15 protein-coding genes are annotated in these 18,190 nt (G+C 55.8%); 9 read left to right on the top strand and 6 right to left on the bottom strand.

The features are described 5' to 3' along the window. The first annotated feature begins 112 nt into the window (after window positions 1–112). From SPI6313_RS06030 to SPI6313_RS06055, 6 genes are all read left to right on the top strand, one after another. A complete protein-coding gene (locus SPI6313_RS06030; RefSeq protein WP_245788617.1) occupies window positions 113–1,477 on the top strand; it encodes a DUF2079 domain-containing protein in 1,365 nt (454 codons plus the stop codon). 70 nt (window positions 1,478–1,547) lie between these two features. Beyond that, the gene (locus tag SPI6313_RS06035; RefSeq protein ID WP_139276565.1) at window positions 1,548–2,996 is read left to right on the top strand and encodes a hypothetical protein; all 1,449 of its coding nucleotides are present in this window, start codon (window positions 1,548–1,550) and stop codon (window positions 2,994–2,996) included. After that, on the top strand, window positions 2,993–3,895 hold the full coding sequence (locus SPI6313_RS06040) for a hypothetical protein (protein ID WP_072620188.1): 903 nt from the start codon (window positions 2,993–2,995) through the stop codon (window positions 3,893–3,895). Before SPI6313_RS06035 ends, SPI6313_RS06040 begins: the two co-directional genes overlap by 4 nt. Before the next feature lie 462 nt (window positions 3,896–4,357). Continuing rightward, a complete protein-coding gene (locus tag SPI6313_RS06045; RefSeq protein WP_072620189.1) occupies window positions 4,358–5,365 on the top strand; it encodes a pentapeptide repeat-containing protein in 1,008 nt (335 codons plus the stop codon). A gap of 63 nt (window positions 5,366–5,428) precedes the next feature. Beyond that, window positions 5,429–5,674, top strand: coding sequence for a hypothetical protein (locus SPI6313_RS06050; RefSeq protein WP_139276566.1), 246 nt, complete (start codon window positions 5,429–5,431; stop codon window positions 5,672–5,674). A gap of 55 nt (window positions 5,675–5,729) precedes the next feature. Next, window positions 5,730–6,065: a tRNA-binding protein gene (locus SPI6313_RS06055; protein WP_072620191.1), complete on the top strand. Its 336-nt coding sequence runs from the start codon at window positions 5,730–5,732 to the stop codon at window positions 6,063–6,065. A gap of 438 nt (window positions 6,066–6,503) precedes the next feature. Here the strand turns inward: SPI6313_RS06055 and SPI6313_RS06060 are convergent, their stop codons facing one another. From SPI6313_RS06060 to SPI6313_RS06080, 5 genes are all read right to left on the bottom strand, one after another. Beyond that, window positions 6,504–7,025 (bottom strand): FHA domain-containing protein, encoded by a 522-nt coding sequence (locus SPI6313_RS06060; protein ID WP_072620192.1) that lies wholly within the window; start codon window positions 7,023–7,025, stop codon window positions 6,504–6,506. A 140-nt stretch (window positions 7,026–7,165) separates the two neighbouring features. Continuing rightward, window positions 7,166–9,544: a heavy metal translocating P-type ATPase gene (locus tag SPI6313_RS06065; RefSeq protein ID WP_072620193.1), complete on the bottom strand. Its 2,379-nt coding sequence runs from the start codon at window positions 9,542–9,544 to the stop codon at window positions 7,166–7,168. An 89-nt stretch (window positions 9,545–9,633) separates the two neighbouring features. After that, a complete protein-coding gene (locus tag SPI6313_RS06070; RefSeq protein ID WP_072620194.1) occupies window positions 9,634–10,977 on the bottom strand; it encodes a TldD/PmbA family protein in 1,344 nt (447 codons plus the stop codon). A 22-nt stretch (window positions 10,978–10,999) separates the two neighbouring features. Beyond that, window positions 11,000–11,557, bottom strand: a complete 558-nt coding sequence (locus tag SPI6313_RS06075; RefSeq protein WP_072620195.1) for a Uma2 family endonuclease — start codon at window positions 11,555–11,557, stop codon at window positions 11,000–11,002. A gap of 78 nt (window positions 11,558–11,635) precedes the next feature. Then, window positions 11,636–13,108, bottom strand: coding sequence for a TldD/PmbA family protein (locus tag SPI6313_RS06080; protein ID WP_072620196.1), 1,473 nt, complete (start codon window positions 13,106–13,108; stop codon window positions 11,636–11,638). Window positions 13,109–13,329: 221 nt separating this feature from the next. Here SPI6313_RS06080 and psbU point away from each other — a divergent pair, with 221 nt between their 5' ends. Then, window positions 13,330–13,713 (top strand): photosystem II complex extrinsic protein PsbU, encoded by a 384-nt coding sequence (gene psbU / locus SPI6313_RS06085; RefSeq protein WP_072623019.1) that lies wholly within the window; start codon window positions 13,330–13,332, stop codon window positions 13,711–13,713. Between the two features lie 207 nt (window positions 13,714–13,920). Then, the gene (nadB, locus tag SPI6313_RS06090) at window positions 13,921–15,606 is read left to right on the top strand and encodes an L-aspartate oxidase (protein WP_072620197.1); all 1,686 of its coding nucleotides are present in this window, start codon (window positions 13,921–13,923) and stop codon (window positions 15,604–15,606) included. A gap of 44 nt (window positions 15,607–15,650) precedes the next feature. On the opposite strand, the gene SPI6313_RS06095 is transcribed toward nadB, so the two are convergent. Beyond that, window positions 15,651–16,115, bottom strand: coding sequence for a hypothetical protein (locus tag SPI6313_RS06095; protein ID WP_084668917.1), 465 nt, complete (start codon window positions 16,113–16,115; stop codon window positions 15,651–15,653). A 147-nt stretch (window positions 16,116–16,262) separates the two neighbouring features. Here SPI6313_RS06095 and SPI6313_RS06100 point away from each other — a divergent pair, with 147 nt between their 5' ends. Continuing rightward, a complete protein-coding gene (locus tag SPI6313_RS06100; RefSeq protein ID WP_072620198.1) occupies window positions 16,263–18,173 on the top strand; it encodes a caspase family protein in 1,911 nt (636 codons plus the stop codon). Window positions 18,174–18,190 lie beyond the last annotated feature (17 nt).

An 18,190-nucleotide genomic window follows, 5' to 3' on the forward strand; every position in this document is an offset into this window, starting at 1 on the left:
TAGGATCGCTATATAGCAACCTCAAGCCGGTGGACATTGTGATTAGATTACTCTCAGTTTACATTTTGGATAGGTAATGCAGCGACCAAAAATCATTTTGTATTGGGGTATAGTGCAGAGTCTGATTCTCTTTAGCTGCGCCTCAATTCGGCATCTTCTGTTTAATTCCCATGCTTTTGATCTAGGCTGGTTTGATCAAGCAACCTATCTGATTTCGATGGGCAAACCTCCCATTGTGTCCTTTTCCGGCTTCCATATTCTCGGTGATCATGGGGCGTGGATTTTTTATCCCCTCGCTGCCTTGTATTGGATCTATCCATCGGTGTATTGGCTCTTTGCCGTGCAAGCGATCGCCCTTTCTTTGGGGGGCATCCTCGCGGCTAAACTAGCGCAACAAGCCGGATTATCCTCAGGTCACACCGTTGCGATCGCCCTGGTTTACAACCTCTATCCTGTGGTTTTCAACGCGAATCTCTTTGATTTTCACCCCGATACCCTCGCAATTCCAGCCATTTTAGGAGCCGTGCTAGCGTTGCGATCGCGGCGTTTCTTGACCTTTTTAGGCTGTATTTTGTTAATCCTTGGTTGCAAAGCCATTTTGTCACTAACGGTGGTTGGTTTAGGCCTATGGATTGTATTGGGGGAGCGGCCCAAATGGTATGGATTCTGGGCCATGCTCTTAGCAACTGCGTGGTTTATCTTTACCACCCAATGGATTTTTCCCCACTTCACCGGTATGGATGCGGCAGTGGAAATGTCCGATGGCCGCTATGACTATTTAGGGGATTCCATTGGTGAAATCATTCAAACCCTCATTTTACAGCCACACCGCATTCTCGGCCCAGTGTTGAGTTTGGCTAACTTAGAATATTTAGTGCTACTATTTGCGCCGATCTTTTGGATTTTACGACCTCGCTATAGCCTGCCGTTAATCGGTGCAGCCCCCGCCCTAATCTTAAATTTAATTACTACCTATCAACCCCAAAAAGACCTCGTTCATCAATACGCTCTGCCGATTTTACCCTTCTTCATTCTCACTGCGATCGCCATTCTCAACCACCACCCCAAATCCTTCATCTACCGGCCTAAATTTCTCATTGCTTGGGCAACGATTGGCTTTCTCGCCCTCGGTAAATATTATCATTTCGGCAGTCTCTATCTTGAAAAGCTCGATACTTGGGCAACGATGCGAGATGCGATCGCCCAAATCGAACCCCGTAGCGGCGTGATCACCCAAGGCGAATACGCCCCTCACCTCACCCATCGCCCTGAAATTTATCTCATTGACACCACCCTACCCCAGCGCGATCTCACCCCCATCGACGCGATTTTATTGAATCGTCGGCATCCCGGTGAATTTCCTGATACGATTGAAGCCGCTCAACGCTATCTTCAAAGCCGCCCTGATTTCACTGTGACCTACAGCAAAAACGATGTCTTTCTCTTTCAAAAAATCGTTCCTGGTTCCCCTCAATAACACCATTAACCGCATTCCCAAATCTATCTTTATCGCGATCATTTTAGGGATATACCTCGCGCTAGGTGTGATGGGAATTTTGCATCATGAACTGTGGCGAGATGAGGCGAATGTGTGGCTCCGGGCGTGGGATGCTGATTCGTGGTCTAGTTTTGTGGCAAGTATTAAAGATGATGGACATCCGTGGCTTTGGTATGTTGTGGTGTATGGGGTATATCAAATTACCACGAATCCGCTTGCAATGCAGTTTTTTCACTTGGGCATCGCGGTTTTTTTTAGTTATGTATGGCTGAGCTCTTCACCCTTTTCTCGACTGCATCAAATTTTAGTGTGTTTTGGCTATTATTGCGCCTATGAATATGCGTTAATTAGTCGCAATTATGCCTTTGGCATTTTAGGGGTTTTTCTCTTTTGTGCGCTGTTTGAAACGCGCCGCCGGACGTATGTGGGTTTGGCGTTGAGTTTAGCGCTTATGATGCAAGCGAATATTTACGCGATGATTTTAGCGATCGCGGCCATCCTGGCCCTCTGCGTGGATTACGGGATCACGCCAGACCCTTGGCTCAAAACGCGGCGGCGCTGGGTTGATTTGGTTCTGAGTATCGCCATCGTTGCGATCGTCGGGTGGCAATCCTTGCAGCAAATGATTCCGAGTGAAGCGGGAAACTATGCGTCGGGTTGGGTGGTGCGGTTCAACGGGTTGCGGGTGTTGGAAGCTCTGTCTAAACTGTGGTCGAGTTATGTGCTGTTGATCACGCCCCAAAACAATTATCAAGATTTGATTTTATTGGCGATCGCCTCTTTAATTCTCTTTTTTATTTTCGCCCAATCCTTACGCCATACACCCGTTGCACTGATCTTTTACCTCGTCGCTAATCTGGGGATTTTTTGCTTTTCCTATTTAAAATTCATGGGCGCGATTCGTCATGTGGGGCATTTAGCGATCGCGCTGATCGTGGCGCTCTGGATTGCCGATTATTATCCTGATTCTCGTTGCGATCCAACCCAATCCCCCCCGACTGCGCGTCCTTGGCAAAAACTGGCTTCAACTACCTTAACTATTATTTTAAGTAGTCAAGCGATCGCGGGCATTTTGGCGATGATCAATGACCTTCGTTATCCGTTTTCGGCAGGTCAAGCCACTGCCCACTATTTACAAGCCGAACAGTTAGATGATGCGCTAATTGTTGGCAGCCCAGACTATACGATGTCGCCCATTGCTCTTTATTTAAAACGTCAAATTTACTATCCAGAACTGCAACGATTGGGCAGCTTTACTCGCTATACAACAGATCGTAACCCTGTGGATCAGCCCACCATTTTGGCACAACTGATCACCCTCTTTCGCCATCAACCTCAATCCGAAATTATCTTGATTTTGAATCAACCCCTGAGGGCTGAACATCCCGATCTTTGTATTCAACCCTTAACGGAATTGACGGAAAGTTTAATCCACGATGAAAAATTTTATCTCTACCGTGTTGAATTTCAATGTGCTGCGGCTCCTGTGCTGCCATGATTCGAGAACCGGATGCGATCGCTGATCACGGTGTTGAGGGCGCGATCGCTCTTTGGTGGCGGCAGGTTCCCCCGTGGCAGGGGCGAAAAACGGGATATTTAGGGCGGTTTACCTGTAGGAATGCGGCTCAAGGGGTGGGGCTGTTAAGCGAGGCATGGCAACGGTTGCGGGCCGAAGGGTGTGAGGTGGCGATCGCTCCCATTGACGGCAGTACCTGGCAACCCTATCGCGCCGTGCTTGACCCCGGCACTGCGCCCCCCTTCGCCCTCGAACCGATCACCCCGCCCCACCACCTCGCGGCCCTAGAGCGGGCGGGCTTTTCATCTGTTTTGACCTATCAATCTACTCGCTGCGAGAATCTGACGCGGCATGATGGGCGGGCGGAGGTGCGGCGCGATCGCTTCAGCCAAGACGGCCTCAGGATCAGACCCGTTGATCTGGGTCAACTCTCCTCAGAATTGTGGCAAATCCATGGCCTCATTCATGCTGCTTTTGCCCCTACGCCCTTGTTTACTGCCCTGGCCTATCCCCAATTTGAGCAGCAATATCGGCAGCTTTTGCCCCAATTACGGCCCGAATTGATCCGAGTCGCCTGTGTTAGCGGGCAAGTTGTGGGGCTGGCCTTCGCGTTTCCTGATTGGTGTGATTCCGCAGGGCAAACCGTAGTTTTGAAAACCCTGGCCCGCTGGCCAGGGCGAGCCTATGGCGGGTTGGGGCGGGTGTTGGTGGCGGATTGTCATCGGGTGGCGGCGCAGTTGGGGTATGGGCGGGTGATTCATGCGTTGATGCGCGATCGCAACCCATCCCAAGCGATCAGCCGCCGTTATGCTCAGCCGCACCCCTTGCGACGCTATGCCCTCTTTGCCAAGGTTTTTGATCGAGTGCAGCGTCAAGACTGAATCGTCGGATCATCTTGAATGTCCAACGCTCAGTGTGACGGTGCGTTGCGCTTCGCTCACAGCATCTTACTGCCATGACACAGCTAAAATCAGGCTTTACAGCTTGTTCACTCATTCCCCTCACCCCAAACCCCGATCCCGCCAAGAACTTTAGTTCTTGGCTCAGAGCGAAAGTGGGCTGATGCCCACTGTGGAACCAGTGTGAACGGGTTTTCGCTGTGAGGCGGAAATTTCAATCCTCGACGGGGAGGAATCGCTGCTGGGGTTATGGATCAGCCGTAACCCACTGATTAACGTGTGCCGTAACAGTAGAGTTCGTTAGACAGGATCGGCGATCGCCCTCCGCAACTCCTCACGCCGCCTTGACCCTTTCATCCCTTTGGCTAGTGTGCGTTTGCCTTTGATGATAGCGTTAGATGCAGAACCCGTTGACTCACCCTTTCGACCCTGTGTAAATCTGTTATGACTGCTGCTTTGGTTTTCGTTAATTCTTTCCCCGATTTGGCGACGCTGCACCTGATCTTGAATCAGTCTGACGATCGCACGACGCTGCAATTACAACTTCAGGTTTGTCCGCAATGGTTACCCCTCGGCGCGGGACGGGTTCATTGGGCGTTGCGGGGTAGTGGGCTACATTTGACGTTGCCCCATTTACCAGCTTCGGAGTCGATGACCTCGGAGTTTGGCCCGGTGGAAATTAGCGGCGATCGCACCCTGCATTGGTCGCTCACCTTCCCTCCCCAAGCCCATCACTTGGATCAAACCCTCCTTACCCTGCCCCATCCGCCCCAGGATCTTCAACTGGATCTCGTGCCCCGGTTGGCGGACTGTGCTGTCTTGGCAACGGAAGGGTTGTGGACTCGTGATCTGAGTCCGAATCAACAGGCGATCGCCAAACGTGCGATCGTTAAAGCCCTCTGGTCTGCCCTACCGCCCTTCCTCTGCCGCATCACCACCGACTCCCCCCCCGCCTCCCCTGCCCAATTTCCCACCACCATCCCCACCTTAGAGACAATTCTCACGACATCCACCGCTGGGATTCTCGACCTGGCCCAGTTGGCCCAGCTTGATCCTGCCGTTGACTTTGCTGGGGGTGATTTTCTCGGCGTGGATTTGCAAGAAGCCGATTTAAGCGGGGCAGACTTGCGCGGGGTGAATCTGCGCGGGGCGGATCTCAGCGATGCGGATCTCAGCGGGGCAAACCTGAGCGGGGCAAACCTGAGCGGGGCGGACTTGAGCGGCGCATTTTTGGAAAACGCCAACCTGAGCGGGGCAAATCTTCAGCGGGCGAGCTTGGCTCTGGTGTCCTTGGCGGGGGTGAACCTCAGCCAGGCGAATCTATGCGGGGCAACGGTTAGCGAAACCGTCTGGACGGGGGCGACCCTGACTCAGATGACGCTGGGGGATAATTTAGGGTTAACGCCCACGGCGCAGCAGCAGTTGATCGAACGGGGGGCGATCGCACCATAGCAACGGATGGCACAGAATGAGTATGATTTGATCACGTTCACTATGATCGGGAGTCTTCAGTCTATGTCTCATGAACATCAGCGATCGCCAGCATCCCTGAAGCCCGCGATCGGTCGTTTCTTCGTTGGGTCTAGCGTTGGTGCCATGGTTGCCGCCCTGCCCATCCTCTACGGATCATCCCCCGCCCTGACACCGCTTCATCTGGGGATTGTCGCAGCCCTAGTACTGCTTTGCGGTGGTCTCGCTAGCCTCTGGGGTTCTGCCTTCCTCAACGCCCTGATCCGCACATTCGACAGCACCGGCCTTTAAACCTGAAGAGGTCTAGGGCGTTCAGCATCACCAGTGATCCAGGAGCATCAGACCCATGCACGAGGCAAGTTACGCCGATTTTTTGACACTGGAAATCCACACCGGCACAATCATCCAGGCGGAACCCTTCCCCGCCGCCCGCAAACCCGCCTATCGCCTTTGGATCGACTTTGGCCCCTTGGGGGTGAAAAAATCCAGCGCCCAAATCACCGATCTATACACCCCCGACAGTCTGATCGGGCGCATGATCACTGCCATCACTAACATTCCTCCCCGCCAAATTGCCAATTTTATGTCCGAGGTGTTGGTGTTGGGGGTGGTGCAGGTGGATGGATCGGTGGTGCTGTTGGAGCCGGAGCGGCCCGTGGCGGCGGGGCAACGGATTGCCTAAACACGGGGCAGATCCCAGATCCATTAGGGTGAAACCCAGTCTGATCGGGCTTGAGGCTTTTGCCTGTTGCTCAACGGTTGACTGAGCTTGTGCCTAATCCCCCTCTCAACCGGGGCAGCGCGTTAGAAGCTCGCACGATCGAGGATTTTAGGAAGGGTAGAGCCTCTAGCTCACTGAATGCCCGCACTCGACTAACAGCCTGGGTTAGGGATCGGCAATAGTCGATATTGTTAGGACAGGCAAGGGGCTTAAGCCCCTTGTTCCTAGAGATTCCCTTGTCCTAAGCAACCTGGCTACGGCTATATCCGCAGTAGCTCACGGGGCGAGAGACTTCTGATCTGTAGAGGATTTCTGAACAGGCTGTATGATTGCTTGAGGATTGGCATTGCCCTGGGGCTTGGTCTCATCTCTGCTGTGTTGTCCTGCACTTCAGAGCTTCTAGACATCCTTTCGATTCGAGGCGGTGTCTTGTTCTGGGTCAAGGAGGATGTCGTCCTGATGTTTTGCCGTTTCCGTGTCTCCGGACATCATCGCGGGGTCAATCAGCGTAATGTCGAAGGGGTCTTCTGGGGACATGACGGGTAAGTTATCGGCGTTGGTTTGGGCTGGAAAAATACGCGATTGATAGATCGCGGACACTTGGGGGCCAAAGACGACCTCGTCGCCATGCTGTAAGTTGTGTATGGACAGTTTTTTGCCGTTGATCAGAAGCCCATTGACGCTGGGTCGTCCTTTTGTGTCTCCATCAACGATTTGATAGAGCACAGTGCCATCGCTGCGGGTTTTCCGGTTTAGAACTGCGTGATGGCGGGAAACAAATTGGGAACTGAGGTGAATATCACAACTGCGATCGCGCCCAATCAGGTACGACTCAGTCAAAAGTGGGACAGAACGCCGTCCCCTGGCATCATCAACGATCAGTAAATGTTCTTGCTGCAATTTTGGTGTCGGTGCAGTCATAGACAACCCGTGTGCCTCATGTTGCTGATTGAGGAAAAAAAGTGATGTGGCACGTTTGTGCCCAAGAAACCGTATGTTCAAGCTGTGATTACTTATCATTGTGTCACAGCCCAATGACTCTCTAAACCAGAAAAAATAATCTAGTGCGACAGAGTTGATGGAGCAGAATCTTTAAGGGGGGGTCGGCGATTCCGTAATAAGAGTGAATTGGTCACTACAATAACGGAGCTTAACGCCATCAATGCCCCCGCCATGGGTGGACTTAACAAAAATCCAAACCGAGGCAAGAGAAGACCCGCCGCCGTGGGAATCAGAACGCTATTGTACCCCAAGGCCCAGGCTAAGTTTTGCCGAATTTTAGCAAACGTGGCTCGACTCAAATGTAATACACTTTCGACGGCTTGTAAGCCCAGTTCTGCATTGGGGGGCTGCATCAGGACGATATCAGCGGTTTCGAGAGCCACATCCGTGCCGCTATGGAGGGCGATCCCCACATCCGCCTGAGCCAGGGCGGGGGCATCGTTAATGCCGTCGCCCACCATGGCCACGCGGTGATTTTGGGCTTGGAGGGCTTGGATGTGGTCGGCTTTGGCGGTGGGGAGGACTTGGGCGAGAACTTGGGTGATGTTGAGTTGGGCGGCGATCGCGGCCGCCGCATCGGGATGATCGCCCGTGAGTAACACCACATTCAAGCCCATCTGTTGTAAATTCTCCACCGTTTGCCGCGCATCGGCCCGCAGGGGATCACTCAACGCCATCAAGCCAATACAGGTGTGATCTAAGGCGAGATAGATCACCGTTTGCCCCCCTTGGGCGAGGGAGTGCTGAATCACGTCGAGGGCGGCGGGGATCGGGATGTTGCCCTGCTGAAGCCAGGCGGCATTACCGACGCGACAGAGGGCGGGGGGGTGATCGGGGCGGTGGATGGTGGCGATCGCCCCATACCCCGGCGCACTGACAAAATCCGCCGTCGGATAGAGGTTGAGATTGCGCTGGGCGGCGGCGGTGAGGATCGCCGTGGCCAGGGGGTGCTGGCTGCCCTGCTCAATGCTGGCGGCGAATCGCACGAGATGATCGGCGCTCCAATCATTGAGGGGATGAATTTCGGTGACTTGGGGACGGCCTTGGGTGAGGGTTCCGGTTTTATCAAAGACGATGGTATCCACACGGTGCGCTGCTTCGAGGCTGTCGCCGCCTTTGATCAGCAACCCTTGTTCTGCGCCGCGACTCGTTCCCACCAGGATCGCGGTGGGGGTGGCGAGGCCGAGGGCGCAGGGACAGGCGACGACGAGCACGGCGATCGCCAGTTTCAAACTGATTAAGCTAGGGACACTGGCGATCGCTTGACCCGCCAACCATTGATCGCCCCAGATCTGCCAGAGCAGGAAGGTGAGGAGAGCGATCGCCATCACCCCATAGGCGAAATACCCCGAAAGCTGATCCGCCAAGCTCTGAATCGGAGCCTTGCGGGTTTGGGCGGTTTCCACGGCGGCGGTAATTTGGGAAAGGAGGGTATCCTCGCCAATCCGCTGGACTTTGACGGCGATCATGCCGCTTTGGTTCAGGGTTCCCGCCGTCACCGTATCCCCGATCTGTTTCGTGACCGGGAACGATTCCCCCGTCAACATCGATTCATCCACACTGGACGACCCCTGCATCACCTCGCCATCAACGGGAATTTTTTCCCCCGGCAAGACCCGCACCCATTCCCCCACCCGCAGCGATCGCACCGGAATCGTGATGCCGCTTTCCTGGGCGGTGTCGGCAGTGCTGATCAGGCGGGCGGTTTGGGGTTGGAGTTGAATTAAGGCCTCTAGGGCGGCGGTGGCGCGGCTGCGGGCTTGGCCTTCGAGGGTGCGCCCTAAAAAGACAAAGCCCAACAACATCACCGGCTCATCAAAAAAACAGTCCCAGCCCAACTGTGGCCACAGCAACGCCGCACAACTGGCTAAATAGGCGCTTCCCGTCCCCAACGCCACGAGGGTATTCATATTCGGGTTACCGTAGCGGAGACTCCGCGCCCCATCAGTGAAAATCTCCCGGCCGGGAATGGCGATCGCTAAGGTCGCCAAGGCCCAATGCACTGCGATATGTCCCAAAACGGGAATTTCCGGGCCGCCCCAATGGTGCCAATGGCCCAATAGGGAAAAGAGCAACAGCCCCGCCGCGATCCAAAGGCGTTGACGGTGGGCTTGGCGTTCGGCGGCGGCGCGATCGCGCCAATTCGGTGTCGTCGGGGTCGCTGTATCCTCTGGGCGGGGGGTACTGGGAAAACCCCGTTGGGTGAGGTAGTCCGCCATGGCCTGCGGGGTGATCGCGTCGGGGTCGTAATCCACCACGGCGATCGCTGTAATCAAATTGACACAGGCCGCATGAACACCGGGCTGCTGCTTGAGTTGCCGCTCCACCGCCGCCACACAGCCCGCGCACTGCATCCCATCCACATCGAGGGTCAGGGTGGTGAGGGGTGAAGGCGTCGGGGGCTTAGGGGTGGGTAGGGCGGGGGAAAGGGTAGTCATAGACAGGGATTAAGGTCGGCAATAGGGTGATCTTAGCGGGGAAACGGGAGCGATGGTGATAGGCGGCGATCGCCCCCAATGCCTCCCCCTTAGGATTCCCCCGTCACCGACACATCATCCACCCAGATCCGAGGGCAAACCCCGCCCGGTGTCAGTTCCGGTTCCGACTCCACATAGATAATCGCCTTGAGCAGATCCCGAAAGTCGCCGGCGATCGTCGCCGAATCCACACTGATTTTCTCCCCCTTATTCACCAACCAACCATCAAAGGGCAAGGAAAACGACCCCTGAAGCGCACTCACCCCCGCATGGAGGGCACTGAGATCATCAATCAGCAGCACATTCTCCGCCTCATTTAAACTGTATTGCGTCTCGCTGGGTTGACCGGGGAACACATGATAAAAATGGGGGCTGACGCTGACTTTCGCGCCAATATTGGCGTGGCCTGTAGGTTGGGCGTTCATCCGTTTAGCGGTGCCAGTGCTGTGGATGAAGCGGGTGAGGATACCGTTTTCGATCAGTGGGACGCGGCGCGTAGGTGTGCCTTCGCCGTCGAAGGTTTCGGCACTGACATTTTGAGGATGGAGGGCATCATCGGCCAGGGAGAGGAGGGGAGACGCGATCGCTGTACCGATGGATTCCGGGGTAGACAAGCTCTGTTTATCTAAGACGCTTTGGGCATTGAACAGGTTAGAAAAGGCTCCGAGCAGACCTAAAAAGGCTTCCCCCGAAAAGACAACGCGATATTTACCCGATGGGATTTTTTGGTAATTGAGATGACTAATGGTTTTCTCGCGGGCTTCGGTGATGCAGTCCGCGATCGCTAAACTCCCCAACCCCGGACTCATCCGAAAACTCCCCGCACTCCGAGGCTTTTTCCCCTCCTCCTCTGTCTTGCTATACAAATACACCGACGCATAGGTGCGAGCTTCAGACCGTAACGCCCCCGCACTATTGAGATAAAACCGCTCAATCTCCTGCTGCGACAACCCGTTATAGGGCACGCTATGAATCGCTGGATGGGCTTCCATCAGGGCTTTTTCCGCATCCACCAAGGCGGTGATCAAGTCAGTGACGGGGGCCGGTTCAGCCATGGAAGTGTCCACAGCGGGCAGGGGCGCGGTGGATTCCGGGCTGAAGTCAGGGATATGCTCTTTGACACCGAAAATACTCGCATCCTGGGCGGTTTTCAGGGCCAATTCAATCCCCACCGGGTCTACATCGGTGGTACTCGTCACGCCCATCGTGCCTTGGTCATTCCAGACCCGCACAATCACACTCGAACGGTTGGAGGCTTTCACCTGCTTCGGTTCACCATGATCCACTTGGACGCTAGTCGAGTCGGTATTCGCGCCATAAACATCATATTTGTGTACCCCTAATTTTTGGGCAATGTCGGCGGTGTATTGGGCAAGATCTTGAATTTGAACCATAACTGAATCCTTGGAAAAATCACTAAACGGTTAAGCAGGCAAAAATATCATCAACAGTGGGCTGCCAGGGGTCAAGCTGGGGCAGTATGGGCGGCTGGGCTTGGCTCTCGTGGGTTTGGGGAGAATGATGCAGCCCAAAGGAGAGGATGAGGCGATCGCGAGGCTCAATGAGCCAGCCCACCCTTGTCCCCTGTGCCAAACAAAACAGAATTTTATCAATCACCCGAATTGAAGACTGCTCCGGGGAGAGGATTTCGATCAGCCAATCCGGGGCCAGGCAAAAATCATCGGCAATGTCTCCGGCTGAATCGCGAGGAATGCGATCCGTCTGAAACACACTGATGTCAGGAACAATGGAGCGATCGCCCAAGGTACATCGCAATTCACTAAAAGCCCGCACATTTTTTTTTTGATAATTGATCTCAGCCGTGAGGGTTGATTGAATCGCGCTGTGTTTTCCTTTGGGCATGGGTTTTTGATCAATATACCCGTGACGATATTCTCGTGGCGGTTGTGTTTCAGGTTGAGCCAGAAACTCGGCCAATGTAAATAAGGTGGGAGGTGACGAGAGTGCAGTCATAGGTCAAACACAGAGATTGCTCGTGTGGGCAGGGTGGGCAATGCCCACCCTGCATGATGATCGGATTCAGGGGTGGAGTTAGCGGCCGCCGACGGTGATCGAGTCCACCTTAATATGAGGCTGGCCGACGGTGACATAGATGCCGCCGCTGATCGAGCCACAGAACCCCGGCGCGAGGCTGAGATCATTGGAACACATCGAAATTTTGTGCATGATGTCCTTGGCTTCGCCGATCAAAATTGCGCCCTTGAGGGGTTTGGTGACTTTGCCGTTTTCGATCAGATAGGCCTCATCCACGCCGAAATTGAATTCACCCGTAGGGCCCACACTGCCGCCGCCCATCTTTTTGCAGTAAATCCCCTTATCGATGGAGGCGAAAATATCCTCCACGGAGCAATCACCGGGGGCAATGTAGGTGTTGCGCATCCGGGAGGCGGCGGCGTAGGTGTAGTTTTGGCGGCGACCGCTGCCGGTGCGCGGATGGCCGGTGCGCATTTGGCCAGCGCGATCGCTCAAAAAGTTTTTCAGAATGCCATTTTCAATCAACAGCGTCCGCTGGGTGGGCATTCCCTCATCATCCATATCGAGAGTACCAAAGGCATCATCAGAGCGTCCTTCGTCCCAGGCCGTCAGGTTTTCATGGGCGATTTTTTGACCCTTCATCTCCATGAATGGCGTGGTTTTGCGTTCAATTTGTGTCGTTTCGAGCAAGTGACCGCAGGCCTCATGGAAAATCACCCCGCCGAAATGATTCGCCATCACGATCGGATAGGTTCCCGACTCCACATAGTCCGCGTAGAGCATCTGCCCCGCACTTTCGGCCACGTCGGCGGCAGCTTTCTGGTAGTTCCAATTGCGGAGGAAATCCGGATCACTAGTGTCCCCATCCCGCAGCCCGTTGGAGGTGCGATGTTCCCCATCGGCGCAGAGCACATTACAAGACACCGATTGTGTCAGGCGAATATCCCGCGCAAAGGTGCCATCACTGGACGCGACGAGCACCTCTTGCCAATCTCGGAAAAATGCTGCTCGCCGCGATCGCACATGGGAGGCCGCTTTTTCCAGACTGGCCGTGGTAGCGAGGAGAATGTCGCCCATTTCTTCGATGGAACTACATTCGGGGAGCCAGAGTTCTTTATCTTTGGCCTTGGCGTAGTCCCGCAGCAGTTCGAGGCACACTTCCGGGATGAAGGCCGTGGGAGCCGGGAGGCTCAAGCCCAGAATCGAGAGGGCTTTTTCGAGGGCAGTTTTGAGGCCGTTGAAGGTGAGGTCGTTGGTACTGACGTAGCAGTCAGCCTTGCCACGAAAGACGCGAATCCCTGCCCCGGTGGTCAAGCTGGGGGAAATGCTGGTAATGAGATCATCCTCTGCCAAGCAACTAATATAGTTAACCCGTTCGAGAAAAAATTCAACGAAATCTGCACCGGCGGCTCGACCCAGGCCGAGGAGGGTGGATAGGGGCGCTTCCCAAGTGCCGTCAAAGCGGGCTGGGGTGGCGAGATAGTCTAGGCTGGGGAGTTCTTGGGTGAGTAACAGAGTGCTTGGAGCCATAGGGATTTGAGTGGGGTGGGTTCGCTTCACTACATCATGGGCTTGGGGAGTTCCCCAGTTGCTTAGTCTAACAAACTCCATGGGGTGGGCTTTGTGGCAAATGTAACGGATGATGGCCGTGGGGCGACCCCTGGTAGGATAAGATGATTGGATATTAAATGACTATAAATAGAATGGCTGCGGTCGTTCTATTCATGCTTGCAGAGGAGGATTTTGAGTTGATGAAGAGATTAGTCAACTGGCTACTGGTTGCGGTATTTTCCGTGGGTGTATTGTGCTGGGGTGCTCAAGCGAGCCCAGCGATAGGTGCGCCGTTGCGGAATAATGCAGATGCGATGCTAGAGACTGAGTTTGGGGCAAAACTTGACCTCAATAATACAAATGTTCGAGCGTTCCGGAAGCTGCGGGGCTTCTACCCCACCTTGGCCCAAAAAATTGTCGGCAATGCTCCCTATGAGTCTGTCGAGGACGTTTTGGACATTAAGGGGCTGAGTGAAACGCAGAAACAACGCTTAAAGGATAATTTGGACAAGTTCACGGTTGTCCCGGTGACGGATGTGTTTACCGAAGGAGATACCCGTTTAAACAATGGGATCTACGACTAGGACAGAGTGAGGGCGTGAGACGGTAGCTTAACCGTTAGGGTTGAACCGATCGCGATCGCACCTCTTTAGGTTCATGATCCGGAACCCACTCCTAAAGGGGTGGGCTTTTTTGTGGGGGATTGGGGCGCGATCGCCCCGAACTTGCACCGAAACCGTAGAGAATCCCCCTGAGCCTGCTATAGTCTCAAAAAATTGTTCAATCGTGCCATGACTGTTTCTCGCTCATCGGGGGCTATGCCGGCTGCTGTGGATGTGGTGGTAGTGGGAGCAGGGGCCGCGGGGCTGTATGCCGCCCTCTGTCTGCCCAGCCAGTATTCTGTCTGTTTGATTACCAAGGAAACGCTCGACACGGGGGCGAGCCAGTGGGCCCAGGGCGGCATTGCGGCGGCGATCGCGCCTACCGATGCGCCGGTGTTTCATCGCGATGATACCCTCAAAGCCGGGGCGGGATTGTGTGACAAAACGGCAGTGGAATTCCTCGTTGATCATGCTGCCGATGCGATCGCGCAGTTGGTGGACTACGGTGTGGCCTTCGATCGCCACGACGGACAATTAGCCATGACCCTCGAAGCGGCCCATTCTCAGCCCCGCGTCCTCCATGCTGCCGATACCACCGGGCGGGCGATCGTCTCGATCCTGATTGAACAGGTGATGCAACGCCCGAATATTCAAGTGTTTTCCCAAACCCTCGCCCTCAAACTCTGGCAAACCCCCGACGGGAGCCGCTGTCAGGGCTTGGGGCTGTGGTATCAGGATCAAATCCATTGGTTGCGGGCGGGGGCGGTGGTGTTGGCCACGGGGGGCGGCGGTCAGGTGTTTGCCCAGACGACGAATCCCACGGTGAGCACGGGGGATGGCGTGGCCTTGGCCGGGCGAGCGGGGGCGCAGTTGCGGGATTTGGAGTTTTTCCAGTTTCACCCCACGGCCTTAGCGCAACCGGGTGCGCCGCGCTTTTTAATTAGCGAGGCCGTGCGGGGCGAAGGGGCGCATTTGGTGGATGGTAAGGGCGATCGCTTTGCCTTCAAATACCATCCCAAGGGGGAACTCGCGCCCCGCGATCGCGTCAGTCGGGCCATTTTTGACTATCTCGAAGCCACCGAACCCGATCCGACTCAGGGCCGAGTCTTCCTCGACCTCAGCCCCATTGAGCGCGATCGCATCCGTTACCGCTTCCCCAACATCATCCGTGTCTGTCAACAATGGGGCATCGATCCATACCAAGAACCCATTCCGGTCACGCCCGCCGCCCATTATTGGATGGGGGGCATTGTGGTGAATGTGAAGAATGAAACCTCCCTGCCGGGTCTGTATGCCGTGGGGGAAGTGGCGAGTACCGGGGTACATGGGGCGAACCGCTTGGCGAGCAATTCCCTTTTAGAATGTGTGGTCTATGCGTCGCGTCTCAGTCAGTTAACCGTCACCTCGCCCCCAGAGGAACCCACGATACAACCGGAACCCCACGCCCTCGCAGACTGTGATCTCGCGGCGATGACCCAACAGCGGCAGGCGTTGCAGCGGTTGATGTGGCACAGTGCGGGGATTTGCCGATCGCAGGCGGTGTTAGAGGCAGCGATCGCCCAGGTGGAGCAATGGCAAGGGGAATTTGAACAGGTGGCGATCGTGCAGCAACTCCGCGCCCTCACCCCCACCATGGAATTCATCAAAACAGAAACCGCACTGCCCGTGATTCGCCAGGTGGTGGAAACCGATAATCTCCTGGAGGTGGCGCGATTAATCCTCAAAAGTGCCGCCTTTCGCACCGAGAGCCGGGGCGGTCATTTTCGCCAAGACTACCCCGAATCTGATCCCACCTGGGCAAGCCATACGGTAATTGAGGGCGATCGCTGGTCAAAAATTCCCTGTCAATCGCCAAGGTCTGAAGCTGATCGGTGATTTTCCCCTCGCAGTTTCCCCCCGTTGCGCCAGCTTGCTGGGGCTTAGGGTGATGGGGGGGTGTCTGCTTCGGGGTCAAAGCCGAGGAGTTGTTTGGTCATGGGGAAATAGGTGGCCCATTGTTGGGGGTCGGGGAGGTTGACCCAGTCGCGGCGGGTGACGTGGAGGCGCAGGAGGGGAGCGATGAAGCCGTTATTTTTGCCGTAGATGGTGGTGGTGGCGGTGGTGCTGAGGGGGTTGCTGTCGAATTGGCGTTGTACAGCGGCGCGGGCGACGGCTTCAGCACGGCGGAGAAAGGTTTCGTAGGTGTCGTCGGTGCGGCGTTGGAGTTCGACGGAGCGGGGTTGGATTTGGGCGAGGCTGGGGGGGGGTGCGATCGCACGTCCCACGTTCATTGCAAGCATCAGACCCAAACCGATGACCACCAGACCCAGTCCGCTCCTGGGCCGCAGGCTGGGAACGATGGGGGGGTGAATGGTCTTGTTGCTGGTGGTGTTTTTCGCTATCATGCCAAACCTCTAGGATCGCCCAAATCCGTTATAACACCCTGCGATCGCTCCGCTTTGTGATTGTTTACGATTCCAGCCCCCCCAGAACGAGAGAGAATCGAGGAATTCCGTTAAAATTAGCTTGCAACCTGTTCAAGTACTGGGGATATGGCAGACTACACCGCGTTGGCAATTGGCATCAATCGCTATCAATACATTCAACCCCTCAACTACGCCCAAGATGATGCTCAAGCCATCTATCAACTGTTGGTGGAAGAGACAGAACTCCCCCCGGAGCAGGCGTTGCTATTAACCGATGCTTCCCCCTGGGTGGGAAACCAGACCACAGAACCCACGAAAGAGACGATCGGCCATTGGATTGACACCTGGCTAACGACGCAATCGGGCACATTGCTCTGGTTTTTCTTTAGTGGTTATGGGGTGAGTTGGCAAGGGGTGGATTATTTGATGCCCATTGACGGCAACCCGGCGGATATTCCGGGGACAGGGATTCCGGTGGAAGACTTGTTCAAGCGGTTACAGGGACAGGGCGATCGCCGCATCTTAGCCCTGCTGGATATTAACCGTTCGCCGGGGGTGATTGCCGGTGAACCCGTCGGGGCCCAATTGGCCCAACTCGCGCCGGAAATGGGCGTTTCGCTGCTGCTGTCGAGTCAGATTGAAGAATCCTCCCATGAGGCGGTGGCCTTGGGCCATGGCATGTTTACGGCGGCACTCCTCGAAGCCCTGCGCTATTTTGGCTCCCAAACCACCCTGGATAGCATCAGCAGTTATCTCTACGAACGGTTGCCGGAATTGAGTGAACACCATTGGCGGCCAGTGCAACATCCGCTGATTATTATTCCGTCGATTGAGTTTGCCCAAGCGCCGCTGTTGCCCCAAGGTCGGGGCGAAGCGGTGGCCCCTGTGCCCCCGTTGGCGGCGGTGGCGGCCCCGATGGTGCCGGAGAACGGGACGGTCACGGCGGAGGCGGAAGAGTTTCCGCCGGAATTGGCGGCTGAACCCTTGGGCGCACCCCCCGAAGAGAATGAGGTTGAGGTGACGGAACCGACGCGATCGCTGGATCTCCCCCCCTTCTCGCCCCCGCCCCCGGCTTCGATGCTGAACCCCCCCACCACAGCCCCCAATGTCCCCCCCGCCGCCCCGCCATCCCCGGCCCGGCCCTCAAAATCTCAACAATCTTGGCTGATCTGGGGCGGTGGGTTGCTTTTGATCCTGGGCTTGTTAGGGTTGCTGAATTGGATGTTTGGTGGCGATCGCACCCCGGCCCCGGACACCGCCACCGATCCGGCCACGGAAGCCCCGATCACCCCCGTGCCAGCGGGGGATGCCGCATCCCCCGCTGCCCCAGACCCGAACGCGGCAACTCCCCCGGCGGAGGTTCCCCCGACCGATGCCCCGGCCCAAGCTCCCACCGCTGCCCCAACGACGGATGCGGCGGCTGTGCCCACCACCCTAGAAGAGAGTCAAGCCATTTTGGCGCGGGCCCGCACCTATATCCAGTCCAACCAAGCCTCCGGGTTTAGTCGGGCGATCGCTGAAGCGAACCGCATTCCCCCCGGTGCGCCCCTCTACACCGAAGCCCAAGCGGATATCAACCGCTGGAGTCAGGTGATTTTAGACATTGCCAAGGGTCGGGCGAATCAGGGTCAGTTTGATGCGGCGATCGCAGCGGCCCAACTAATTCCCGCCAGCCAAACCCAGAGCCACGCCGCCGCCCAGCAAAGCATCGCCCAATGGACACAAAACGCCGCCCTCCAAACACAAAACTCCGAAAAAATCCGCGCCGCCCGTCGGATGATTCGCTACACCCAAGCCTCGTCGTATATTCAAGGCATCAATGCATTGAAAACCATTCCCGCCGGTCAACCGGGCTATCAACAGGCCCAAGACTTGATCAAACGCTGGGGTGAGCAAATTTATCTGATTGCCAATTCACGGGCGGCGCGGGGTGAGTTTGAGCAGGCGATCGCCACCGCACAACTCGTCCCAGCCGATGCCCCCAACTATCAAGCCGCCCAAAGTGCGATCGCCCGCTGGCAAAAAGGACAACGCTAGGGATCGCGAAAGTCCCA

The sequence above is a fragment of the Spirulina major PCC 6313 genome (assembly GCF_001890765.1).
Lineage (GTDB): Bacteria > Cyanobacteriota > Cyanobacteriia > Cyanobacteriales > Spirulinaceae > Spirulina > Spirulina major.